The sequence below is a fragment of the Mesorhizobium denitrificans genome (assembly GCF_003403035.1).
In the GTDB taxonomy this organism is placed as follows: domain Bacteria; phylum Pseudomonadota; class Alphaproteobacteria; order Rhizobiales; family Rhizobiaceae; genus Mesorhizobium_G; species Mesorhizobium_G denitrificans.
Map to the genome: position 1 here is coordinate 41,379 of NZ_QURN01000001.1, position 24,015 is coordinate 65,393.

Here is a 24,015-nt window from a genome sequence, read left to right on the forward strand (position 1 = left end):
CATGAGCATCGCGCATCAGGAAATTGCGACGCCGATTCTGATCGGAGACATTGGCGGCACAAATGCGCGCTTCGCCATTGTGCCGGATGCCAGCGGCGCGATGATCGACTTTCCGATTGTTCAGACCAAGGATTTTGCGACCATAGACCAGGCCATCGCCCAGGCCGTGCTGCCGGTATCACCGGTCAAGCCGAAATCGGCCATCATTGCGATGGCCGGTCCTGTTGATGGCGACGAAATCAAACTGACCAATTGTGCCTGGGTCATCCGCCCGCGCACCCTTATAGCGGATCTTGGTTTTGGCGATGTCGTCGTGCTGAACGACTTCGAGGCGCAAGCTCTTGCGGTCGTGGCGCTCGGTGCCAATCATCTCGAAAAAATCGGCGGCGGCGAAGCTGAAAAGGATGCTGCGCGGCTGGTTCTCGGCCCCGGAACGGGTCTGGGCGTTGCCGGTCTCATTCATTCGGCTGGCCGCTGGATTCCGGTCCCCGGCGAAGGCGGCCACATGGACATCGGCCCGCGCACGCCACGTGACTTTCAAGTGTTTCCGCATATTGAAAAGCTCGATGGGCGTATTTCCGGCGAGCAGATTCTCAGCGGTCGCGGATTGGTCAACCTATATCGCGCGGTAGCAACAGCAGATGGCGTCGAACCGCGCTATACCCAGCCTTCCGAAATCACCATCGCTGGCCTGTCCAGATCCGATCCGGTCGCCGTCGAAACGCTTTCGCTGTTCGCCACCTGTCTTGGCCGAACCGCTGGCGATCTGGCTCTGGTGTTCAAGAGTCAGGGCGGCGTGTTCCTGTCGGGCGGCATCGCGCAGAAAATCCTGCCGGCGCTCAAGGATGGAGCGTTCCGCGAAGGGTTCGACGACAAGGCTCCGCATCGCGCATGGATGAGCGAAATACCGATCCATGTCATCACGCATCCGCTTGCCGCACTGGAAGGTCTGGCCGCCTATGCGCGCAATCAGAGTTCATTCGGCGTCGAAACGCACGGTCGTCGTTGGCGCGCCTAGCCGTACAAAATTGTGCGCCGCGATAGGCAAAACGCAATCTTGCGGCTATAGGGTCGCCCAACATTTACTCGCGAGCCTGAGTTGACCTGCGTTGAGCGTGGCCAAGAAACCTAGGAAAGAACGCAATACAGGCGAAATCATCGGCCTGATCAGGCGGATTCTGCGCGAGAACGGGCGTGACTATCGCACCCAATACACGATCTCGGCCATTCTTCTTATCATCATCGGCGTCAGTTCGGGCGCATTCGCGCTGATCATGCGCTATGTCATCGACGATATTTTCTATCGCCAGCGCGGCGATCTCATAACGCTGATCGGCGGCGTGATATTGGGAACGTTCATTCTGCGCGGCGTCGCCACTTATTGGCAGTCCGTCACCATGGCGCGCATCGGAAACAATCTGATCGCGCGGTATCAGGCTCGCATTTTCGATCATCTGATGAAGCTCGGAATCGACTTCTTTTCCGACCGTCGCTCTGGCGCGCTGGCCGCGCAGATCAATGAAAACGTCACCGGCATTCGCGACCTAATTGGCCTCACGCTCACTTCCATCGCGCGTGACGCCGTTTCGCTTGTGGTGTTGCTCGGGGTGATGGTCTGGCAAGATCCGCTCCTGTCGGGCATCGTGTTCCTGATCGGCCCGCCGCTGGTAATCGGTGTTGGCTATCTCGGACGCAGGCTGCGTGCCGTCACGCGTCAGTCAGTCGAGATAAATTCGCGCCTCATCGGGGCAATGCAGGAAGCTACGCAGGGTATCGCCGTCGTAAAAGCATTCACGATGGAAGAGCAGCTTGGAGCTCGGCTACGCAAACTGATCGTAAATGCCGAGGAGCGGTCCAACAAAATCGCAAGCGTCACCGAACGTCTCGGACCCATCACCGAAACTCTGGCGGGTTTCGCGATCGCAGGTGTCATTGCCTATGCTGGCTATCGCGCAATTGCGTTCCAGCAGCCGCCCGGCACGGTGTTCTCTTTCATCACGGCATTCCTATTGGCCTATGATCCGGTTCGCCGCCTGTCGCGCGTCCATGTGGGCCTGGAACGCGCGCTGGTGAATGCGCGCATGATTTACGAGATTCTCGATCTAGAGCCGCGCCAGCGCGATGTTCCCGGCGCGGTCGAGCTAAAAGTCGGCAAGGGCGAGGTCCGCTTCGATCACGTAACATTTGCCTATGGCGAAAACGCTCCGGTGTTGCACGATGTCAGCTTCGTAGCCGAGGCAGGCAAGTCCACGGCCATCGTAGGTGCTTCCGGCGCTGGCAAATCGACGCTCGTGGCGCTGCTCGAACGCTTCTACGACATCCATGACGGCGCGATCACCATTGACGGGCACGACATCGCCAAAGTCACGAAATCGTCGCTGCGCAAGTCGATGGCTTTCGTCTCGCAGCAGCCATATCTGTTCGAGGGAACGATCCGCGACAACATTCGCTACGGCCGGCCTGATGCGACCGACGCAGACACGGAATACGCCGCGCAGAAAGCCGCCGCCGATGGCTTCATCCGCCAGCAGCCGCAGGGCTACGACACCTCGGTCGGCGAAAACGGCGTCACCCTTTCTGGTGGCCAGCGCCAGCGCCTCTCCATTGCTCGTGCAATTGTTCGCAACGCGCCAATCCTTCTGCTGGATGAAGCTACCTCCGCGCTCGACAATGAATCGGAAGCCATGGTCCAGGCCGCATTGACCGAAGTCATGCGCGGCAAAACCACCATCGTCATTGCGCATCGGCTTTCCACGGTCATCAATGCGGACAAGATCGTCGTGCTCGAGCAAGGCAGGGTCGTCGAGCAGGGCACCCATAAGGAATTGCTGTCCGATCCGACCGGAATCTACACGCGCTTTTTCAGGTTGCAGACAGACAAGGGCGGTCTGGAAATCGGCGTCGGCGAGGAATTGCCCACGCCTGCGCCAGTCAAGCGGCGGAGAACAAAAGCATGAGCGATATGAACCTCGTCGTCGTTGGTGCTGCGGGCCGCATGGGGCAGACCCTGATCCGCACGATTGCAGCCACGCCGGGCGTAAAGCTCGCCGGCGCGGTCGAGCGCAAGGGCGCGGCCCAGCTTGGCCGTGACGCTGGTGAGCTTGCAGGCGTCGGCAATCTCGGCATTGCTATCACCGATGATCCGCTTTCCGTCTTCGCCAAGGCTGATGGCGTCCTGGATTTCACATTGCCTGCCGCAACGGTCGAGTTTGCGGGCTATGCCGCGCAGGCGCGCATCGCGCACATCATCGGCACAACCGGTTGCTCTGATGCGGATGACGCCAGCATCGCCGCCGCCGCGCGCCACGCCACCATCGTCAAATCCGGCAATATGAGTCTGGGCGTGAACCTGCTTGCAGTTCTGGTCGAGCAGGCCGCGCGTGCGCTTGATGCGGGCGATTTCGATATCGAAGTGCTGGAAATGCATCATCGCAGCAAAGTCGATGCGCCGTCTGGCACCGCACTTATGCTCGGCGCTGCCGCCGCGCGTGGGCGCGAGGTTGCGCTTGCGGAGCAGAGCGTGCGTGTCCGCGACGGCGTCACCGGCCCGCGCCAGCAAGGCACCATTGGCTTTGCAACGTTGCGCGGCGGCTCGGTCATTGGCGAGCATTCCGTGATTCTGGCTGGAAGCAGCGAACGCATTGTATTGTCGCATCACGCGGAGGACCGCTCGCTCTTCGCCAAGGGCGCAATCACCGCTGCGCTTTGGGCGCGCGACAGGAAGCCCGGCCTCTATTCGATGCGCGACGTGCTCGGTTTGAACTGATTTTACTGGATTACGGGAGAAACTATGTCGAGAACTCTGGTGCTGGTCCGTCACGGCCAAAGCGAATGGAATCTCAAGAACCTTTTCACCGGCTGGCGCGACGTTGAACTTACCGAACAGGGCCATGCCGAGGCTAAGGCCGCCGGTCAAAAGCTCAAGGCACTTGGCCTGAAGTTCGATATCGCATTCACCTCCGTCCTCAAGCGCGCGCAGGTCACTTGCCAGCACATTCTCGATGCGGTCGGCCAGAGCGATCTCGAAACGATTCGCAACGTCGCCTTGAACGAACGCGACTACGGCGATCTCTCCGGCCTCAACAAGGATGACGCTCGCGCCAAGTGGGGTGAGGAGCAGGTCCACATCTGGCGTAGGTCTTATGACGTGCCGCCGCCCGGTGGTGAAAGCCTGAAAGACACGGGCGCGCGTGTCTGGCCTTATTACCTGCATGACATGCAGCCGCACGTTCTGCGCGGCGAAACCGTGCTCGTTGCGGCGCATGGCAATTCGCTCCGCGCGATGATCATGGCGCTGGAAGGCATGACTGGCGAAGAAATCGTAAAGCTCGAACTCAACACCGGCATACCCATTGTTTACCGTCTGAATGCGGACTCCACAGTGGCCTCAAAAGAGGTGCTGAGCTGAGCTTTCTGTAGCTTGGTGAAAATGCGCGTTGACAGCAGCAGTTTGCCCGCTTACATGACCGCCCACCAGCCCAGATGGCGGAATTGGTAGACGCGCACGGTTCAGGTCCGTGTGCCGCGAGGCGTGAAGGTTCGAGTCCTTTTCTGGGCACCAAATTCTCGTTTCGGACCGTACAACAAGGTCCAGAAAATTCAAGAAAAGCCCGGATTTCCGGGCTTTTTTGTTGCCTAATCGTCCGATAGTATCCAGTAACGTTTGTTGGCATCCCGCAATTTTGTTGGTACTCTTGTTGGTATATCGACCAAAATGCCGACGTTCGGCCGATCAAGATGCCAACAAAATGCCGCTGACAGACACGCAAATCAAGGGGCTGCGCGTCCCGCAACGCCCCACCAAGCACAGCGATGGCGGCGGATTGCACCTGTTGGTATCTCCAACGGGTGGTAAGCTGTGGCGGCTCTCCTATCGGTATGGTGGAAAGCAGAAAACCTTGGCGCTCGGGGCATATCCAATCGTGTCGCTGGCCGACGCCCGGCTAAGACGGTTCGGCGCGAAGAAATTACTGGCCAGCGGCATCGACCCGGCACAGCAAGCCAAGATCGAAAAGAGCAACAGGCTTGTTGCAAGTACCAACACCTTTGCAGCAATCGCAGACGAGCTCCTCGCCAAAGTGGAACGCGAAGGCAAGGCAGACGCCACCTTGACCAAGAAGCGGTGGCTGCTGGGAATGGCGAAAGCTTGTCTTGGCGTGCGGCCGATTGCCGAAATCAGCGCTGCTGAAATTCTCGCACCGCTGCGCGCGGTTGAGGCCCAAGGGAACTACGAAACCGCGCGGCGGTTGCGCGCTGTCATCGGGCAGGTGTTTCGCTACGCCATTGCTACTGCACGAGCCGGGGATGACCCGACCTTTGGCCTGAAAGGTGCGCTTACTGCTCCGGTTGTCACCCACAGGGCGGCAATAACCGACCGAAAGGCTTTCGGCGGCCTGTTGCGGGCCATCTGGGATTATGAGGGGATGCCGGAAACGCGGGCGGCCCTCCAACTCATGGCTTTGCTCTATCCACGACCCGGCGAGTTACGGCAGGCTGAATGGAGCGAGTTCGATCTCGACAATGGCGTCTGGACGATTCCGGCGACGCGAATGAAAATGCGGCGCGAGCACCGAAAGCCGCTGTCGGCCTTTGTGGTTGCAATCCTTCGTGCCTTGCAAGAACTGTCCGGGCACGGCCGTCTGGCGTTTCCATCCGTCCAGTCGACATTGCGGCCGATGAGCGAAAACACGCTAAATTCGGCCTTGCGCCGCATGGGCTTTTCCAGCGCCGAAGCGAGCGCGCACGGCTTTCGCGCCACCGCCTCGACCCTGTTAAATGAAAGTGGCAAATGGCAGGCCGACGCCATTGAGGCAGAGTTGGCTCATGTCGGCGCTGACGAAGTGCGGCGCGCCTATCACCGGGCCAGCTATTGGGACGAACGTGTCAAAATGGCGGAATGGTGGGCTGGGGAAATCGGGGCAATACGCGATTCAAGATTGCCGTACACCCTGCCGCCACACTAGCTTCAGTATGTGGCTACTAATGATTCGACGATTCGGACGACATCCTATTGGATGAACGTCGATCTATTCACTGTAGAGCAGGCATCGGCGCTATGGATCGATACCGACCCGGCGAGTATCTCTCCGCTTCAACGTTTTAATCCTCCAGAGTATGAGGCCATCAAACAACTGCTGACGGGCGGGATAATTACCGGTGATCTGCGCGCCGACACGTCAACCAACGCGCTGCACATCATAGGCAATCATTCCAGTTCGCTAGTTTCGAGGGCTGATCTTGAAACCTTTGCTAGCAAGCGGAACCTGTTTCCAGCTTTCTTATTCGATACGCTGGCGCCTTTCCGGCGACAGGATTCATTCGCGCCATTGACGCAAATTGGGCCGACTAGCGCTGCCATCCAGCAACAGCCCGCACATGCAAATCGTGGAGGCCGACCTCCTCAGTACGATTGGGACGCTTTTGTGATGGAGATAGTCCGGCGCGCGAACCTGCCGGACGGATTGCCTGACAGGCAGGCCGATCTCGTCCGGGATATGCTTTTTTGGTTTCAAGCGAAATACGATCAAGAACCAGCGGAGAGCGCAGTAAAGGCTAGAATATCGAAGATTTACAAGTACCTGGACGAGGCCAAAAACTCGTCCCACTAGGTTTCTAGCTGTTTCAGGCTGCTCGGCGCGGCTGGATGTTAGAAATCGGTATCCGCCATCAATGGACGGAACCGCATCATGTCAAATGCAATTCAACTTCCCGCAACTGGCTTTGTCCGCCTTGCGTCTATCCTCGCACCCACCGGCCCCATCCCGGTCAGTAAATCGACGTGGTGGGCAGGCATCAAGGACGGACGCTTCCCGAGACCCGTCAAGCTAGGCCCGCGCATCACTGCATGGCGCGTTGATGATATTCGAGCGCTGATCGAACGCGGGACAGCCTGATATGGCCGGGCACCGGCTCGACAGGCGCAAGATAAAGCGTCACCACAGCTACACAGTGGAAGAGGCCGCGCGCACGATTGGCGCTGCCAGAAGCACGGTGCGGCGCTGGCTGGACAACGGCCTGCCCGCCATCCGCGAACGCAAGCCGTTCCTGATCTTGGGCAAAGACCTTGCCGACTTCATGGCCGGCAAAGCCCGCCCCAAACGGTCTTGCCCCACCGGCACCTGCTACTGCGTCAAATGCCGCGAGCCACGCTGGCCAGATGGCGAAATGGCCGAATTCGTGCCGATCAACGCGCGTTCCGGCAACCTTCGGGCGCTGTGCCCGGCGTGCGGCACCCTTATGCACCGCCGCACGTCGATGAAGCAGCTTGAAGCAATCCGAGCTTTTCTCGATGTGGCAATAGTGGAGCGCCAGCCACGCCTAAACGATAGCGGCTAATCCTCCACGAATAAGCATTTGCGAAAGGACCGAGATACCTATGCGAAAACATCATCCCGAAAACGAGCGCACCAAGCGGCGCTATGTCGAATATCTGAAGGACGCCAGGCAGCTTTCCGATACCAGCATCGACCAGACGGTCGCGGCAATCGCCGATTTCGAGACGGCGACCCGCTGGCGCGATTTCCGCAAGTTCCGCATCGAACTGGCGCAAAAATACAAGCGCGACCTCGGCGAGCGCAGCAACCCCAAAACTGGCAAGAAGTTGGCCAAGGCGACGATCTCGTCGCGGCTGATGGCCCTGAAAGGATTTTTCGAGTGGCTGGCCGGGCAACCGGGTTTTCGCTCGAAACTCACCTATTCCGACGCCGAGTATTTCCGCCCGTCGGCCAATGACGAGCGCATCGCCAAGGCGGTGCGCGAAAAGCCGGTCGCCAGCGTGGAGAAAATCCGCCAGGTGCTGGACGCCATGCCGGCCGCCACCGACATTGAAAGACGCGACCGGGCCTTAATCGCCTTCACGCTGCTCTCAGGCGCGCGCGATAACGCCATCGCCTCCATCTCGATAAAGCACGTCGATCTTGACCGGCGCACGGTGTTTCAGGATGCGCGCGAGGTGCGCACCAAGAACCGCAAGACCTTCACGACATGGTTCTTCCCTGTGGGTGCGGATATTGAGAAAATCGTCGCCGACTGGATCGCCTTCCTGACGAAAGAGCGCGGCTTTCGCCTGGACGATCCGCTTTTCCCGGCGACCAAGGTAGCGCTGGGCGACAACGGTTTCGAGGCAGCTGGCCTGGACCGAAAACACTGGAAGAATGCGGCGGCAATCCGACGGATTTTCAAGGACGCATTTGCAAGTGCCGACCTGCCCTATGCCAATCCGCACAGTTTCCGCAACACGTTGGCCTTGCTGGGCGAAAGGCTTTGCTTCACGCCGGAAGACTTCAAGGCGTGGAGCCAGAATCTCGGCCATGAGCATGTGCTGACGACCTTCACCAGCTACGGCGCGGTTGCCAGCCACCGGCAGGCCGAAATCTTCAATCAGCTTCGCGACCGGCAAGAACGCGGCCGGGCGGACGACGTGCAGGGCCTGGACGACGAGGCCGTGCTTGCGCTCCTCGCCACGCATCTGCGCTCGAAAGCCGCGTGACAGCGCAAGCGAGTTTTCCCCTGTTGCCAGCCGCCGCCCCGGCTGATTCTATGCCCCTCGATTCGGGGAAGTGATTGGCGACGGTGGATTATGCCGACCGAATGGGGCGGCGGGTCATCAACGGCTGATCGCCATTCATGCATGGTGGCTGAGGGGCAAACGAAACGTGTCACGACTAACGGACTTAATCGCGCAAACTAAGGCCAAAGACGCGGCTTTGGGGCTAGAACTAGAGCGTGAGTTCAAGGTTCTTTCATCCCGCCGCTCGTTCGGTCTTAATTTTGAGCGGCATCGCCCGGAAAGCGTCGAACTGCCGGGGCGTCCGATCCGCAAGGGCGACAAGGTACGCATCCTGCCGCCGAGGGGCGAGACCAAGAAGGGCGACCAACGGCTTTGGAAGGTGCTGGCGATCAGGCGCGAGAATGGTAAGCGCTTCGCTGAACTAGCGACAATCTACGAGACCGAGGCGGAACAGGCGAAGGTGGTGACAGACGATCTGATCGTTGTCGCGGAGTTTCGCGATTACATCTACCCCGGCCTGGTCAGCACGGGGAAGGTAGAGCGCGGCGGCGATAAGCCCTTTCATACCGTCATCAACGGCGAGAACTTCCACGCTCTGGAAGCGCTAACGTATACCCACCGGGGGAAGATCGATGTCATCTATATTGATCCGCCGTACAACACCGGGGCAAAGGATTGGAAATACAACAACGATTATGTCGAGGGGGATGACATATATCGCCACTCGAAATGGCTGGCCTTCATGGAGCGCCGATTGCAGATAGCGGCGGAGTTGCTGAATGCAGCGAATGCCACACTCATAGTGACTATTGATGAAAAGGAATATCTTAGGCTGGGCCTGCTGCTGGAGCAGATATTCCCTGAAGCTCGTATTCAAATGGTATCCAGCGTCATCAACCCGAAAGGGGCGACGCGGTCCTCCGCCTTCGGTCGGACCGACGAATATCTGTTCTTCGTAATGTTCGGCAACGCATCGCCTGCACCAGTTTCCTTGGGTAGTGAATGGAAGATCACGCAAGACCGCCGGGCTGGCAGATTGAGGTGGGCAGAGCTGTTGAGGTCTGGCTCAAATACCCGCCGTGTTGACAGCCCCAATCAGTTTTATCCTGTCTTCATCAGAAATGGCGGCGATGGTCCCGAGTTCCATTCTGTCGGAGATGCCTATTTTGGCGATAACTGGAAGGATGTTGGCGCACCGCCGGACTGTGTCGCCGTTTGGCCGATTCGCTCAGATGGATCAGAGGGCAACTGGCAAAACAGTGCATCCGGCCTGCGTGAGTTGATAAAAAAAGGCTATGCGAAGCTTGGTAACTGGAGAGGTTCCGCGACAGCAATTACCTATATCAAGAAGGGCGAGCAGAATAAGGTAGAAACTGAAATATTTCCTATCGTTGGCAGAAGACAAGATAATTCTATTGTAGTGGACGATTCTGAATATAGCCCCGTCTTTATCCCTGGCACGCAATGGAGAATTACGTCGCACAATGCTGAGCAGGGCGGGACGAATCTTCAAAAGAACCTTATTCCGAATCGCCGATTTCCATTCCCTAAATCATTGTATGCTGTAGAGGACGCCTTGCGCTTCTTTGTCAAAAATAAGAAGAGCGCGACAATACTCGACTTCTTCTCCGGTTCCGGCACGACCGCACATGCTGTCATGCGCCTCAACAGGCAGGACGGCGGACGTCGCCAATGTATCTCTGTCACCAACAACGAGGTTGCGGCAGAAGAGCAGAGTCGGCTGCGAAATGACGGGCTTCGCCCTGGCAATGCCGATTGGGAAAAATGGGGCATTTGCGACTACATCACCAAGCCGCGCATCGCGGCGGCGATCACCGGCAAGACCCCCGAAGGCAAGCCCATCGAAGGCGACTACAAGTTCACCGACGAATTCCCGATTGTCGATGGCTTTGAGGAAAACGCCGAGTTCTTCACCCTCACCTATGAAGCTCCTGTTGCCGTCAGTCACAATCGCGCGTTCGAGCGCATCGCACCATTATTGTGGATACGGGCGGGCAGTGAAGGGCGGCCGATCAACAAGCTGCCGGGCGCGGGCTGGGAAGTAGTCGATACTTACGGCCTGCTGACCGATCTGGATATGGCTGCACCATACTGCGCGGCAATCGCAGCCAGGAAAGCTATCCGCGTCGCCTATATCGTCACCGACGATGAGCGCCGCTTTCAGTCCGTTGCCCGCCAGTTGCCGACCGGTGTCGAGCCAGTCCGGCTTTATGAATCTTATCTAACCAATTTCCGTTTTTCGATGGGGCGGTGAGCGATGAAGTTTACGCTCAAAGATGACTATCAGACGCCCGCCGTAAAGGAGGTTCTGGAAAATCTGCGCAAGGCGCGGAAGCGCTGGCACGAGGACAGAGACAAGCACGGCTTTTCGCTGACAGCCACCACCGGCGCGGGTAAGACCGTGATGGCAGCGGCGGTGATCGAGGCGCTGTTCTTCGGCAACGACGAATTCGAGTTCGAGCACGACCCCGGCGCTGTGGTGATCTGGTTTAGTGATGACCCTTCGCTGAATGAACAGTCCCGTTGCCGTTTGCAGCAGGCGTCCGACAAGCTGACCGTCTCGGACCTTGTGACGGTCGGCAACACCTTCAACCGTGAGAGGCTGGAGGCCGGGAAGGTCTATTTCCTGAACACGCAAAAGCTGTCCAAGAACAGCCTTCTTGTGCGCGGGCACGATTCCGACGATGCCGGATTGGAGACGGCGGACGGGCAGAAGGTCATGCCCGATATGCGCGCCTTCACGATCTGGGACATTATCCGCAACACTATCGAAGACCCGGAGCTTACGCTTTACCTTGTATTGGATGAGGCGCACCGGGGGATGAAAGACGGCGGCGTAACCACCACTACCGGCAGACCTACAATCATCAAGCAGCTTATCAATGGGACGGGCGGCGTACCCGGCATTCCGATCGTTTGGGGCATCTCAGCCACCGTTCAGCGCTTCAACGATGCGATGGCGGGAATGCAGGGCCGTGCGATCATGTCGCCCGTGGTCGTGGACCCCAAGCTGGTGCAGGCGTCAGGTCTTTTGAAGGACACCATTACGCTCGACGTTCCGGACGAGATCGGTGACTTTGAGACCGTGCTTCTGCGCCGGGGCACCGACAAGCTCCGCGAGATCACCGAGGCTTGGGCGGTCTATGCCGAAGAGCAGGGCGACACGAACAAGGTGTTGCCCCTGATGGTGTTGCAAGTACCCAATTCGCCGAACCACAACGACATCGGCAAGTGGCTTGATACGATCTTCGAGCGATGGCCGAATCTGCCGCCCGATTGCGTCGCCAATGTCTTCGGAGAGCACAAGATCGAGACCTTCGGCAGCCGAACCGCTCCCTACATTGAGCCTCAGCGCGTGCAGGAGTCGGATTGGGTGCGCATTCTGGTGGCCAAGGACGCGATCAGCACCGGCTGGGATTGCCCCCGCGCCGAGGTGATGGTGTCGTTCCGCGCCGCGACAGACAAGACTCATATTACGCAGCTACTCGGGCGCATGGTGCGTACTCCGCTGGCTCGCCGTATTTCGGGCAATGACCGCCTGAATGCCGTGGACTGCCTTCTGCCGCACTTCAACAAGCAGTCCGTCACAGCAGTCGTCACCGAGTTGATGACCGGCGGTGAAAGCGGAGAGGAGTTGCCGGGCCGTCGCGTCCTCATCAACCCACGCGAGATGAAGCCCAATCCGGCGATTCCAGAAGATGTGTGGGAAACGCTTCTGTCCTTGCCGTCGCAAACCCTGCCGAGGAAGCAGGCCAGACCCGTCAAGCGCCTCACCGCGCTTGCGCATGAACTGGCAATGGACAAGCTGTTGCCCGACGCGGGCAAGAAGGCCCATGCCGAGATGCACAAGGTGCTGGACGACGCGCAAGTGCGGTACGCCGCAGAGATCAAGAAGGCGCGCCGGTCCGTCCTAACCGTTGAAGGCAAGTCCATTCAGACGGACGTGCAGACCCAGAAAATGACCTTTGATGACTTCGTGGAAGCCGCTGACTACGCCGTCATCGAGGATGCTTATAAACGCGCCGGTCGAGCGATCAGCCCTGACCTAGCCACGACCTACGCCGAGCATCTTGCCTTGCAGGTCGAAGACTTGGAGGACGAGGAAGAAGCTCTCATCGAGGCCCATACCACCATCGCCGCAATCGGTCTTGTACCGGGAGTCAAAGGCGACCTTGAGGCCGCCGCCGAGAGCCTGGCGAAGGATTGGCTGGGCAAATACCACGACGACATCAAGGCGCTCACCGACGAACGTCAGGAAGTCTATCGGCAGATCAGCGAAATGAGCGCCGATCCGCTGCCAATCGACATCGCGCGTCCGCATACGTGGCTTCAACCGACGACAGCGAGAGATCCCAACGGTAAGGAATCCGACCTGCCGCGATACGAACGCCATTTGCTCTGCGACGAGGACGGCATGTTTCCGAACAGCGCCGGTTCGACATGGGAACCTGCCGTGCTAAATGCCGAACTTCAACGGGAAGGAAGCATCGGCTGGTATCGTAATCCTGACCGTGCAAGCCAAGACTCGCTGGGGGTGATCTACGAAGAAGCTGGTGAGAACAGGATTCTACGCCCGGATTTCATCTTCTTTGTCCGACTGGATGACGGCAACGTCGCGGCCGATCTAATCGATCCGCACGGCGACTACTTGGCCGACGCCCTGCCTAAGCTGAAAGGGCTGGCTGAGTACGCTGCGAGCAGTCGGGAAAATTATCGGCGGATCGAAGCCGTTTCCAAGATCGGCAGCGGAGCTTACCGAATGCTCGACATGACGAAGGAAGACGTGAGAGCAGCGGTGATGGCAGCGACGAGCGCAGAAGGTCTTTACGCCAGTCCAGTAGCTGTCGATTATCGGGTATGAGGGACGGCTGACGGTGGTGTTCGGGGAAAGGGGAAGCGCGATATGCTTTCGTGCATGCCTGAAAACTTCGCTAGGGACGACAGAGTTCCGGCCGGCACGTTAGAGCTTGTGCAGAAGAACGGTGAGACGGTAGAGGCCACGCTGATCCTTATGAGTGAATGGAATGCGAAGCTGGCGGTCTATCTTTCATAGCAGAGTGCGGCGCGCCGTCGCATGTATTATTGGTCGAAGGACGACGGCTTGGAAGGCAAGACGGATTTTGATGTGTTGGTATGTTTGTTGGTATTTCGTAAATCACACGGAAAAATCTGATTTTATATCATAGTCTTAGGTCATAAGTTCGACGCCTTTTCTGGCACCAATTTCTACTTCGCATCACAGCGAATCAAAAAGCCCGGTTTCGACCGGGCTTTTTTGCTTCTGGCTTCCAAGTGCGACGCGATACACCCGCGTGCAATGGCTGCGGTTACCGTTGGTTTACCATTGGCTACGCGGCGTAGAAATTATCTAGCCCGATTGATCTGTGTTAATGCCGATGGGGGTAGGAGTAGATAGATTATCGTATATCAGGATCATGGAGCTTAGCTACTGACTACGGAAATACGGGCGGGGCGGTAAGTCGAAATACGGCGTAAGGCCAAGCAATTCGCACATTGTTGAAAAACGGTTCTGGTGATGTTGCCAACTGGCGGCGGCACATCTCGGAAAGCTGCGCATTGCCTATCGCTTCCCCACTTGTGCAAAACCAAAGAGACAAACGGGGTAAGGGCAATGGGCATCGCAAACACAGCAACAATCAAGTCGAACGATTTTCTTTCGATCGCTCCCAATCAGCTACGGGCAATTGAACATCCGGTTGCCGTCGATCAGGGTCACAGTCGCGTTCTGGCGCTGATCGATCCGCGCGCGCTGGATCGTGAGTGCTTCGCACAGGGCATGCGTGCCCATGATGCAACGACCGAAATCACACCATTCGCGTCAATCCAGGACTGGAAGCAGGCGCGCGACAATCATTCGCAGTATTCTGCCATCCTGTTCAACATCGGCGGACGCCGCGTGACCGAGCCGGGCGTAGGCGAAGAACTGGCGAAGCTTGCCAGCGAATTCAAGTCGATCCCTGTCATCGTGCTGGCTGACACCGACGATCTCGCGCAGATCCTTAAAGCGCTTGAACTCGGTGCGCGCAGCTATATCCCGACGTCTGTAGGCATCACGGTTTGCGTCGAGGCTATCGGGCTGGCACTCGCCGGCGGCGTGTTCGTCCCGGCCAGCAGCGTCATGGGCGTTCGCCAGATGCTGACAACGCAAAACGAAGCAGCGCGCCAGATGGCAGGCATGTTCACCGGGCGCCAGACGGAAGTCGTGGAAGCACTGCGCCGCGGCAAGGCGAACAAGATCATCGCTTATGAACTCGACCTGCGCGAAAGCACCGTCAAGGTTCATATCCGCAACATCATGCGGAAGCTGAAGGCAACCAATCGCACGGAAGTCGCGTGCAAGATCAACGACATGTTTCCGAGCGACATGTCCGCTGCGCGCGTTTGATCTGAACTTTATCTGAAAGACCTCCCAGGCCGGTCCGGACAGCAATGTCCGGGCCGGTTTATGCATATTGCGCAGCGGCCAACGGGCGCTGAAATTTTAAAATGCATCAGGCGAAATCCGCCAGCTTCTTAAAATTTGCGCAACCGTTTTTAGCGGCCTGCAATCACTGGTGGCATATCATGCACCATGAGTACAAAACTCACACCCCTGCCAATCGCATTGCTGCTGTTAGGAGCGGCGGGCATGGGTTTTGTCGCTGGCAATGGCGATGCCGGTGCCAGCGCGGTTCACCTGATCAAAGGCGGTGAAACGATGGCCCGCAAGATCGGTGTGGCGTGCAACATCAAAGGCAACATCAGCGTCACGGGTGAGCGCATCTATCACATGCCGGGCCAGCGCTATTACAACAAGACAATCGTAAGCAGCATTTACGGCGAACGTTATTTCTGTTCGGAAGTGGAAGCCCGGCGAGCCGGCTGGCGGCGGTCCAAGGTCTGAAACATATAATATCGTCTTGGCAACCAATAGGCGAATCAAGCCTTAACTTCCGCTACAATCGGCGCAGTGCGCAATCCGCACGGTCGCGTAGCTGCGCCAATCGTCGCGCATGACGGTTCGCCGCGCCGAGCGCATAGTCTAAGGCATGTCGAAAACTCTCTTTCCATTGCCCGAAATTGAAGACGCCAGCGACGTGAAAACGATTGGCGAGCATATCAATGTTGGCTACCAGATCCGGGCGCACTGCACCCACACGGGATGCAATCACAACGTTCAGATCAATCTCGTTGTGGTGGCGCGCTATCTTGGTGCCGAGCACGGCGCCTCCTCTGAAGACCTGAAGCCGTATTTCTATTGCCCGCCCTGTCGCGAAGCCAAGTTAGACGACGGGCACATCGTTTTCGCACACTACCCGCCAACCGCCCCTCATTGCGTAGTTGCAGAGCGGTGGATCGCCAGCCGACGTGCAGCCTGATTTCAGGAAGGCGCTATCGCTTTCGCACGAATTCCGTTCGCAGCACCAAGCCCTTGATGGTGTCGTGACGGCAATCGATCTCTTCCGGGTTGTCGGTCAGACGGATCGAGCGGATCACGGTCCCCTGCTTCAGCGTCTGGCCAGCGCCTTTCACTTTCAGGTCTTTGACCAGAACGACCGAATCGCCATCGGCAAGCACATTGCCTGATGCGTCACGAACCTCTGCGCTGCGCCCGGCTTCGGCAATCATTTCCGAGGCCGGACGCCATTCTCCGGTTACTTCATCATATACGTAGTCGTCGTCGCCCATGCTCGTCTCTGCCTGTCAGAATCAATCCGACTAGCTAGGGCGAGTATCGACAAAGCGCAATGTCAGCCGCCGATACGCTCAGCATAATCGTGCTTGAGCTTGCCCCAATGATCCCAGAACGGCTCCGTCGGCTTGCCCGCGATTTTTGCAAAAAGCACATCCAGATGGGCGTGCCACCCCGGCGCGATGTTCGCGAGAGCGTTGCGGTCACGTATGCGGCGATGCGTGAGCGTCAGCAGCACGGAATTCTCGCGCTCCACCAACTCGATCAGCACGCCGCCAGTGCTTCCCCATGTGAAGCCGATCTTGTGCGGCGGGTCGAGTTCGGTGATCTCGCATTCCATGCTGTGTTCTTCGCCGAAGCCTTCAGGGCGCTTTCCGGGCGGCGTGGTCAGTTCATCATTGCGCCACGTCAGTGTGAAGGGCGCGCCAATTTTCATTGTCATTGCGCCCGACGCGAGCCATTTGGCGCGCAAGTCGCTTTCGGTCACATAGGCCCACACGCGGTCGATAGGTCCGGGCAGCACGCGGCGAATTGTAAGCGTCGAATCTTCGGAAAGGGCGCCATAGGCGTCCATAGCGGCAATCGCGTTCATTTGTCTTCTCCCTTGTTTTCCGAGGATTTGCGCGCATCTTCGCGCAACAATTTGTCGAGCGCGCTGAGCCGCGAGGTCCAGAATTGCTCGTAAAATGCCAGCCACTCATGCGCGCTGGCTAAAGGTCCTGCTTCAAGGCGGCAGATATGCACGCGACCTTGCACCTCCCGCTTCATCAAGCCCGCATTTTCAAGCACCTTGATATGCTTGGAAGCGGCCGCCAGCGAAATTGCGAAAGGCTCGGCAAGCTGGCTCACCGTTCGCTCGCCTTCGGCAAGTTCGTGGAGCATTTGACGTCTCGTCGCATCGCCCAGAGCGTGAAACAGCGTGTCGAGTCGATGTTCATTTAATTCAACCATGTGGTTGAATGTAGAAGAAACCCAATTAATAGTCAACCATGTGGTTGAATATTTTTACGGAGGCTGCGCTGCGAGCCCAGTCAGGCTGGAACCATTGTAGCCTGTCTTTGAGGGAATGGGCGAAACGTCATGAGGATAAGCACAGCCGCCAGCCCCATGCCCCACGAACCGATATACATCAGCGCGTAGCTGTCGAAGCGGTCATAGATCAGCCCGCCGAGTATCGGTCCCGTAGACATGCCAAGGCTACCGGCCATTGCGGTGCCGCCAATGATCGTGCCCATCATCTTGAGCGGAAAATTCTCGCGTATGATTACGGCATAGAGCGGCATCGTGCCCGCATAGATAAATCCGACAAGCGCCGCCACGGCATAAAACGGCCCAAGCGTCGAGACGAAAACATAGGTCAGCACACCGAACGCCTGCGCCAGCAGCCCGATCACCAGCACGCGCTGTGCGCCAAACCGGTCGCCCAGAATGCCAAACGCGATGCGTCCTCCCATCCCGGCCAGACCTTCCACGCTGTAGATTGTCACGGCTGCAATCATTGGAATGCCGCAGGTCACGGCATAGCTCACCGTGTGGAATATCGGCCCGGAATGTGTCGCACAGCAAAAGAAATTGGCCAGCATCAAGGTTATGAATTGCGGCGAGCGCACCGCCTCCCTGACTGTCATATCTCCCTGCGGCTCAACCACGGAAACTTCGTTTTCCACGGTTGCAAGCGCAGGCGGGCGGCGCACCAGCAGCGCGGCGGGTATCATCAGCACGGCTGCGATCCCGGCAATAATCAGCATGGATTCCCGCCAGCCATTCGTTGTCACCAGCCATGCCGCAAGCGGCGCCATCGTCATTGGCGCCATGCCCATTCCTGCAGATACGAGTGAAACAGCAAGCCCGCGCTGCGTGTCGAACCAGCCGGTCACGCACGCCATCATCGGTGCAAAGACGGCGGCGGTGGATATCCCCACCAACAGGCCGAACAGCAACTGAAACTGCATCAGCGAACCCGACCGGCTCGCGAGAGCCAGGCTTGCCGCAAGTCCGATCGAACCCGCCAGCACCACAGGGCGCGGACCGAACCGGTCTGAGAGATTTCCCCACACCATGCTTGCCGCCGCCATGGCGAGAAAGCCAATCGTCATGGCGGTGGAAATGCCGGTCACGGACCAGCCGGTTTCCTCAGACATTGGCCGCAGGAAAACAGGCAGTGAAAACATTGCGCCAATTGCAACGCAGCCCAGCAGGCCGCCAGCAGCGACGATAACCCATCGATAGGAACTGCTCATGTCTCTCTCCCGGCCGATCCGTTGCGCCCAAAAAGCAGATTTTGGGCGCGTGGTGCACCAAGGACGTTCGGCTGCAGCTTATGCCGACATGCGATGTCCAACAAATCCCGATGGGCGAAATCGACGTCTAGTCGTCTGCGTGAATGGCCGAAAAGGCGTTTGCATCCTGATCGCCAATAATGCTGACGGCGTTGTCACCGATAATGGAAAGGCTCGGCGCAGCAAGCCCTGCAATCAGCAAGGCGAATACGGTCAGACCAATGATTTTGGCTCGCGACATTTGCCTCAAATGCGCGCGGCTGGCGGCGCTTTTATGGCGGGAAAGATTATGCGAACTTCCAGAGCACCACCACAATGAGTGCCACAATGGTCACATAATGCGGAAAGTCAGCGCGAGATAACATCCATTCTATTTCGCGCGGTGTGCCGGTTCTTACCATTCGGCAAATAGCGGTATAGCCTCTACCACCAGATTGCGCGTGCTGGGTGAGTATTATCGCGTATGTCATCAAATGACAGTGCAACATACGTCCTGCTCTGTGTAGGTTGCACGAAATGCAGTTGCTGCACTTTTGAGGGAACAATTCAGATGACAGGTGCTCGATGGCGGTGACAAGCCGCCGTTCGATGGTGGGGTGGACGTCGGCCCTCTTCGCGATTGGGCTTGCTGCACTATTTGTCATCGTTGGTGCAACGGCGTGGCTGATGAATCAGACGGCGGAGTATGCCGATGCCGCCGTCAGCGCTCGCGAAACCCGCGTCGCAATTGTCGATCTCAGATCTCTGGTTCAGGATGCGGAGAGTGGGCAGCGAGGCTACCTTCTCACCAGCAAAAAGAGTTACCTTGTGCCGTTCGAGACGGCGCGCAACGAAATACCGAAGCGGCTGGAAATTTTGCGCAACCATGCGAGCAGCAACGCGGTTGCTGCCGCCCTGATCGATGATCTTTCATCAACGATAGACGCGAAGCTTGCGGAGTTGTCGCAAACCGTGAACCTCGTCAACGACAACAAGCATGTTGAAGCGCTGGCCATCGTCGATAGTGATGTCGGCAAGAAGCTGATGGACGATGCGAGCGCGCAGTTCGACATCATGATCGCCGCAGCCGACAAGCGGTTCGCGCAAAGCATCGCGGAACAAAGAAGCAGCTTCAATGCGCTGCAATTCGTTTCCCTCATCGGCGCGCTGATCATTGTTTCTGTCGTTGCGGGCGCGATCTGGATTTTCGCGCGCTACACCCGCGAGTTGAACGCTGCACAAGTCGAAATCGAAGAGCTTAATGAAGGGCTGGAGGAGCGCATCAAGGAGCGCACGGTCGAACTGGGACGCGCCAACGAAGAAATCCAGCGCTTCGCATATATCGTGACGCATGATCTGCGCGCCCCGCTGGTCAACATTATGGGTTTCACCAGCGAGTTGGAGGCCAGCATCGCACCGATCCAGACATTGGTGAAAGATGCACAGGCTCGGGGCTTGGAAAACGAGGAAGCGCGCATTAGCGCGTCGGAGGATCTGCCGGAGGCCATCAGCTTTATCCGGTCCTCGACAAAGAAGATGGATGGCCTGATCAACGCTATTTTGAAACTGTCGAGAGAGGGCCGCCGGGAATTGGTTCCCGAGCCGATCACGCTTCGGCCGCTCATCGAACAATGTCTCGATTCCGTCCAGCACCAGATCAACGCGTCTGGCGGTGAAGCGGTACTTGATGTGCGAGCATCGCAGATCGTTTCAGACCGGCTTTCGCTGGAGCAGGTACTCGGAAATCTGATCGACAACGCCGTCAAATATGCCCAACCGGATCGGCCGCTGCGCATCAATATCCGCACGAAACCCGTACCGGGTCACAGGATCGCCATCGAGATTGAAGACAATGGACGCGGAATTGCCGACCATGACAGCGAGCGTGTCTTCGACCTGTTTCGCAGGTCCGGCACGCAAAATGTTGCGGGCGAGGGCATTGGGCTGGCCTATGTCAGGTCAGCAATCCGCAATCTCGGTGGCGAGATCACCCTTGCGTCACGCTTGGGTGAAGGCACAACATTCACGATCACTCTGCCTGAAATATTAAGAACCGCGGCAAGGACACAGCAATGAGCGATAAAGGCAAATCCGTCACCATTGTTATGATCGAGGATGACGAAGGTCATGCGCGCCTCATCGAAAAGAATATCAGGCGTGCCGGCGTCAGTAATGACATCATTCCCTTTTCCAACGGTACGGATGCGCTCAACTATCTGCTCGGGCCAGATGGGTCGGGCGACGTCAGCGCCGGTCGCCACCTGCTTATCCTGCTGGACCTGAATCTGCCGGACATGACCGGCGTTGACATCCTCGAACGCGTCAAGGCGAACAAGCACACCAGGCCTTCCCCGGTTGTGGTGCTGACGACCACGGATGACGCCCGCGAAATTCAGCGTTGCTATGATCTCGGCGCGAATGTCTACATTACCAAGCCGGTCAATTATGAGGGTTTCGCGAATGCGATCCGTCAGCTCGGACTGTTCTTTTCTGTAATGCAAGTTCCGCAGACGGTTTGATGCCAGACATACCTGTCCACCTTCTCTACATCGATGACGACGCCACTTTGGTTCGCCTGATCGAAAAGGCTGCGCAGCGGCGGGGTTATGGTTTGACGCACGCTCAAAGCGTTTCGGAGGGCATGGAACAACTCGCGCAGCTTGAGCCGAGCCTCATCGTTCTGGATCATAATCTCGGTGATGGCACGGGACTGCTTTTCCTCAAGGAGCTTGAAAAGATAGACGCCGCTCCGCCAGTCATTTACGTCACCGGCTCCACGGAAACGGCAGTTGCGGTCAACGCGCTTAAGGCTGGCGCATATGACTATGTGTCGAAGACAGCGGATGGCAATTTTCTGGAATTGCTGTTCAACGCAATCGAGTCCGCATTGGAGCGCTCGCGGCTCAATCGCGCGCGATTACTGGCAGAGCAGGAAATGCGCGAGGCGCGAGAGCGTGCGGAATTGTTGCTTTCCGAGGTCAATCATCGCGTTGCCAATAGCCTCGCCCTTGTCGCATCGCTGGTGCGCATGCAGGGGTCGTTGGTAAAGGACACCGCCGCTGCACATGCGCTTAGCGAAACCGAAGTTCGCATCAAGGCCATTTCCGGCGTGCATCGGCGTCTCTACCGCTCGACCGACATCGGCAAGATCGCGCTCGACGAATACATGAGCGACCTCGTTTCGGATCTGGCGGGCAGCATCGCCGCTGATGGCCGCAAAAACATCATCGAGTTTGAAGGCGATTCGATCTATGTGTCGCCGGACAAGGCGGTCTCGATTGGAGTGGCCGTCACCGAACTCGTCACCAATGCGGTCAAATACGCTTATGCGGATCAATCGGCAGGCCGTGTACATGTCACCCTGTCCCTGCTGCCCGACAACCACGCCAGAATATCGGTCATTGACGAGGGCAGCGGTTGGGATGGCACCGGCGCCGTACAAGGCACTGGGCTCGGAACGCGCATCGTCAAGGCCATGATGACCTCGCTTAAAACGAAACTGGTTTACGCGCCTCGACCTGTCGGCACGGACGCGTCTTTCGAATTCGAGATATAAGTAGGTTTACAGAAGTCGGCCGGTAATCTGATCGACGGCCCACAAGATCGCAAAGGCATGTACTGCAAATGTCGCGACCAGCCCGAGCCCGATCGCCGTCTGCTCCATACCTTGCATCGGCTTCAATTCGTGGCGCGGTTTAACCCCGCTTCCCGAGGTCATGATTCCCAACAAGGCAAAAACGGCTGCACAGACCAACAGCGCTGTGAGGGGAAACCCGACGCGCGCACCTAATCCGATGAATGCGGCGAGCAGCAGAAACGAACTGAGCGCACGCATCAGGGGCGTCTCGACGGCCTGCCTCAGTACCTGACCACCATCAAATTTCCAAACCGGTATCAAATTGGCGAGATTGAACAACGCTCCACAGCCAACGAATACAACGGCCAGAATCGAAACGCGCGCTAGTCCGGCATCGTGCGCGATGTGGCTAACACCCATCGCCACGATTACCACAAAGGCAGACAGCCCCGCTCCCATCAAGGCCACAAATCCAACTTCGAAGCGGGTATCGTAAGGACGTCCTCCGATTGCGATGCCGCCTAGGCCGGGGACAAAGATCATCCTTGTGTTACGGTGCCCAACGACACGAAACGCAGCCATATGCCCGAGTTCGTGCACCGCGACGACCAACGTCAGGATAACCGCGAGCGCAAGGCCCTTTGCATTTAGCCCGAATCCCGGCCAGAAAATAAGCACGGACAACAGCGCAAAACCGACCTGCATAATCGGCCTTTCGATGAGACCGCCAGCCACATAGCGCCCTGTCTCGGCCCAAACTTTCAGCTTGGTAATTTCTCGGCGCATCGCGAAATAGCGAAAGATAAGAAACGCCAGGCCGCGATAACTATCAGTCCGAATAAATTCAGCTTCTGTGCCTTCGGGGCGCTCGGTCAATCGCGTTGTCTGTCGATACGACCGCCAGAATTCAGGATCAAGCGAGGTATCCTCAACCACACGGCTGGTGTAGCGCTCCCCGACTGCGACATCTTCAAACGCAAGCGTGTGCCGAATCGGCAGACCATCACGCCCCTCCCATGACAGAACGATCTCGGCACCGTCCTCTCCGAGAGGTCGCGCATCGACGATCTGTCCAGACCACCCGGCAGTCTCGCCTAGTGGCCACAAAGCGTTCCAAAGCCGCTCGCGCGGCGCCGCAATCGTTCGGCGAATGCGCAGCGTCACTTCGCCGATACGCCACGCCAACAGTGCGTAGAGCAGGACAATATTGCCGAGCGCCGCCGCGCCAAGGATCACTGCAAATTTCATTTTTCAATCCGCAAACCGCCACGAACCTAACGGCAGCGAATGGACGAAGCATTAAAGCATCGCGAGGACGCCCTCAAAGCAAGCTGCTGGATCCAGCGGGTTGTTGGCTGGAGCAATCCACGTCGGAGTCTGCCGAGCGAGTATTTTCCTGACGGTTGAACGCGTCGAACAGCCGAAAACAATCGACCACCCAAAGCATATCCGGCAATATTTGGCCCAACGAACAGATTGCGGAATTGGTTGGCCGGCTGCAAATTTTGTTTGCTCGGATGCCCGTTCCCCATGCCCGCCCGGTGCTGAGAGCAAGCCCGCCGGGGTAGCACGCGGCGGGCTTCTTATTTGGCCGGCACGGCGTGGATACCCGAGGTGAGCAACTCCAAAAATGAAGTCGCTCGATTGAGATTGGCCGGCAAGAAAGAGTAGAGGCTCGTTTTGCTTGATAAAACTGGTGCCGCTTAGGTGACTCGAACACCTGACCCCATCATTACGAATGATGTGCTCTACCAACTGAGCTAAAGCGGCCCTGTGCCAGCGAAGTGGCAACGGAATGCGCGCCTGATAGCCCCATTGCGCGTCAAGATCAAGCCGTCCACAACGCGCTTTGCAAACATCCTGCATTTGTCGCGTTTCTGGCGCTTCCGGCGCGCATTTTGCGATGCATCTCTGCCGCAGCTTATCCCCATCCACATGCTCCATACGGTGCGACGGC

The 24,015-nt window shown here is 57.8% G+C and carries 23 protein-coding genes and 2 tRNA genes; 17 read left to right on the plus strand and 8 right to left on the minus strand.

Annotated features, from left to right (window positions below):
• Position 1: 1 nt before the first annotated feature.
• From DY251_RS00220 to DY251_RS00285, 14 genes are all read left to right on the plus strand, one after another.
• The gene (locus DY251_RS00220) at positions 2-1,018 is read left to right on the plus strand and encodes a glucokinase (protein ID WP_116621842.1); all 1,017 of its coding nucleotides are present in this window, start codon (positions 2-4) and stop codon (positions 1,016-1,018) included.
• Positions 1,019-1,109: 91 nt separating this feature from the next.
• Positions 1,110-2,957 carry an ABC transporter ATP-binding protein gene (locus DY251_RS00225; RefSeq protein ID WP_425373262.1) on the plus strand — a complete coding sequence of 616 codons (1,848 nt, stop codon included), beginning with the start codon at positions 1,110-1,112 and terminating at the stop codon, positions 2,955-2,957.
• The gene (dapB, locus tag DY251_RS00230; protein WP_116621843.1) at positions 2,954-3,766 is read left to right on the plus strand and encodes a 4-hydroxy-tetrahydrodipicolinate reductase; all 813 of its coding nucleotides are present in this window, start codon (positions 2,954-2,956) and stop codon (positions 3,764-3,766) included. Before DY251_RS00225 ends, dapB begins: the two co-directional genes overlap by 4 nt.
• A 24-nt stretch (positions 3,767-3,790) precedes the next feature.
• The gene (locus tag DY251_RS00235; RefSeq protein ID WP_116621844.1) at positions 3,791-4,408 is read left to right on the plus strand and encodes a 2,3-bisphosphoglycerate-dependent phosphoglycerate mutase; all 618 of its coding nucleotides are present in this window, start codon (positions 3,791-3,793) and stop codon (positions 4,406-4,408) included.
• 68 nt (positions 4,409-4,476) lie between these two features.
• Positions 4,477-4,561: transfer RNA gene (locus DY251_RS00240), tRNA-Leu, on the plus strand.
• A 187-nt stretch (positions 4,562-4,748) separates the two neighbouring features.
• Positions 4,749-5,963, plus strand: coding sequence for a tyrosine-type recombinase/integrase (locus tag DY251_RS00245; RefSeq protein ID WP_116621845.1), 1,215 nt, complete (start codon positions 4,749-4,751; stop codon positions 5,961-5,963).
• 51 nt (positions 5,964-6,014) lie between these two features.
• Positions 6,015-6,608 (plus strand): hypothetical protein, encoded by a 594-nt coding sequence (locus DY251_RS00250; protein ID WP_116621846.1) that lies wholly within the window; start codon positions 6,015-6,017, stop codon positions 6,606-6,608.
• A gap of 78 nt (positions 6,609-6,686) precedes the next feature.
• Complete coding sequence (locus DY251_RS00255) at positions 6,687-6,893, plus strand: helix-turn-helix transcriptional regulator (RefSeq protein ID WP_116621847.1); 207 nt, start codon at positions 6,687-6,689, stop codon at positions 6,891-6,893.
• A gap of 1 nt (position 6,894) precedes the next feature.
• Positions 6,895-7,335, plus strand: a complete 441-nt coding sequence (locus tag DY251_RS00260) for a helix-turn-helix domain-containing protein (protein WP_116621848.1) — start codon at positions 6,895-6,897, stop codon at positions 7,333-7,335.
• A 40-nt stretch (positions 7,336-7,375) separates the two neighbouring features.
• Entirely contained in the window at positions 7,376-8,488 is a 1,113-nt protein-coding gene (locus DY251_RS00265; RefSeq protein WP_116621849.1) for a tyrosine-type recombinase/integrase, read from the plus strand.
• A gap of 166 nt (positions 8,489-8,654) precedes the next feature.
• Positions 8,655-10,784 (plus strand): site-specific DNA-methyltransferase, encoded by a 2,130-nt coding sequence (locus DY251_RS00270; RefSeq protein WP_116621850.1) that lies wholly within the window; start codon positions 8,655-8,657, stop codon positions 10,782-10,784.
• Between the two features lie 3 nt (positions 10,785-10,787).
• Positions 10,788-13,391 carry a DEAD/DEAH box helicase gene (locus DY251_RS00275; protein ID WP_116621851.1) on the plus strand — a complete coding sequence of 868 codons (2,604 nt, stop codon included), beginning with the start codon at positions 10,788-10,790 and terminating at the stop codon, positions 13,389-13,391.
• Positions 13,392-14,162: 771 nt separating this feature from the next.
• Entirely contained in the window at positions 14,163-14,936 is a 774-nt protein-coding gene (locus tag DY251_RS00280; protein ID WP_116621852.1) for a LuxR family transcriptional regulator, read from the plus strand.
• A gap of 186 nt (positions 14,937-15,122) precedes the next feature.
• Entirely contained in the window at positions 15,123-15,434 is a 312-nt protein-coding gene (locus tag DY251_RS00285) for a sunset domain-containing protein (protein ID WP_137113302.1), read from the plus strand.
• A 52-nt stretch (positions 15,435-15,486) separates the two neighbouring features.
• Here the strand turns inward: DY251_RS00285 and DY251_RS00290 are convergent, their stop codons facing one another.
• The 6 genes from DY251_RS00290 to DY251_RS21390 form a co-directional block, all read right to left on the minus strand.
• On the minus strand, positions 15,487-15,753 hold the full coding sequence (locus DY251_RS00290) for a hypothetical protein (RefSeq protein ID WP_116621854.1): 267 nt from the start codon (positions 15,751-15,753) through the stop codon (positions 15,487-15,489).
• Positions 15,754-15,922: 169 nt separating this feature from the next.
• The gene (locus DY251_RS00295) at positions 15,923-16,219 is read right to left on the minus strand and encodes an alkylphosphonate utilization protein (protein ID WP_116621855.1); all 297 of its coding nucleotides are present in this window, start codon (positions 16,217-16,219) and stop codon (positions 15,923-15,925) included.
• A 62-nt stretch (positions 16,220-16,281) separates the two neighbouring features.
• On the minus strand, positions 16,282-16,815 hold the full coding sequence (locus DY251_RS00300) for an SRPBCC family protein (RefSeq protein ID WP_116621856.1): 534 nt from the start codon (positions 16,813-16,815) through the stop codon (positions 16,282-16,284).
• Positions 16,812-17,174 carry an ArsR/SmtB family transcription factor gene (locus tag DY251_RS00305; protein ID WP_116621857.1) on the minus strand — a complete coding sequence of 121 codons (363 nt, stop codon included), beginning with the start codon at positions 17,172-17,174 and terminating at the stop codon, positions 16,812-16,814. The genes DY251_RS00300 and DY251_RS00305 overlap by 4 nt, the downstream gene beginning before the upstream one ends.
• Before the next feature lie 80 nt (positions 17,175-17,254).
• Positions 17,255-18,463, minus strand: a complete 1,209-nt coding sequence (locus tag DY251_RS00310; RefSeq protein WP_116621858.1) for an MFS transporter — start codon at positions 18,461-18,463, stop codon at positions 17,255-17,257.
• A 127-nt stretch (positions 18,464-18,590) separates the two neighbouring features.
• A complete protein-coding gene (locus DY251_RS21390; protein WP_158553199.1) occupies positions 18,591-18,743 on the minus strand; it encodes a hypothetical protein in 153 nt (50 codons plus the stop codon).
• A 323-nt stretch (positions 18,744-19,066) separates the two neighbouring features.
• On the opposite strand from DY251_RS21390, the gene DY251_RS00315 reads away from it, so the two are divergent.
• Genes DY251_RS00315 through DY251_RS00325 form a run of 3 tightly spaced genes read left to right on the plus strand, consistent with a single transcriptional unit; the run spans position 19,067 to position 22,037 of the window.
• A complete protein-coding gene (locus DY251_RS00315; RefSeq protein WP_245415800.1) occupies positions 19,067-20,557 on the plus strand; it encodes a sensor histidine kinase in 1,491 nt (496 codons plus the stop codon).
• Positions 20,554-21,000, plus strand: a complete 447-nt coding sequence (locus DY251_RS00320) for a response regulator (protein WP_116621859.1) — start codon at positions 20,554-20,556, stop codon at positions 20,998-21,000. Before DY251_RS00315 ends, DY251_RS00320 begins: the two co-directional genes overlap by 4 nt.
• Entirely contained in the window at positions 21,000-22,037 is a 1,038-nt protein-coding gene (locus DY251_RS00325) for a histidine kinase dimerization/phosphoacceptor domain -containing protein (protein ID WP_116621860.1), read from the plus strand. The genes DY251_RS00320 and DY251_RS00325 overlap by 1 nt, the downstream gene beginning before the upstream one ends.
• Before the next feature lie 6 nt (positions 22,038-22,043).
• Here the strand turns inward: DY251_RS00325 and DY251_RS00330 are convergent, their stop codons facing one another.
• The gene (locus DY251_RS00330; RefSeq protein WP_116621861.1) at positions 22,044-23,306 is read right to left on the minus strand and encodes a site-2 protease family protein; all 1,263 of its coding nucleotides are present in this window, start codon (positions 23,304-23,306) and stop codon (positions 22,044-22,046) included.
• Positions 23,307-23,752: 446 nt separating this feature from the next.
• A tRNA-Thr gene (locus DY251_RS00335) sits at positions 23,753-23,828 on the minus strand.
• Positions 23,829-24,015 lie beyond the last annotated feature (187 nt).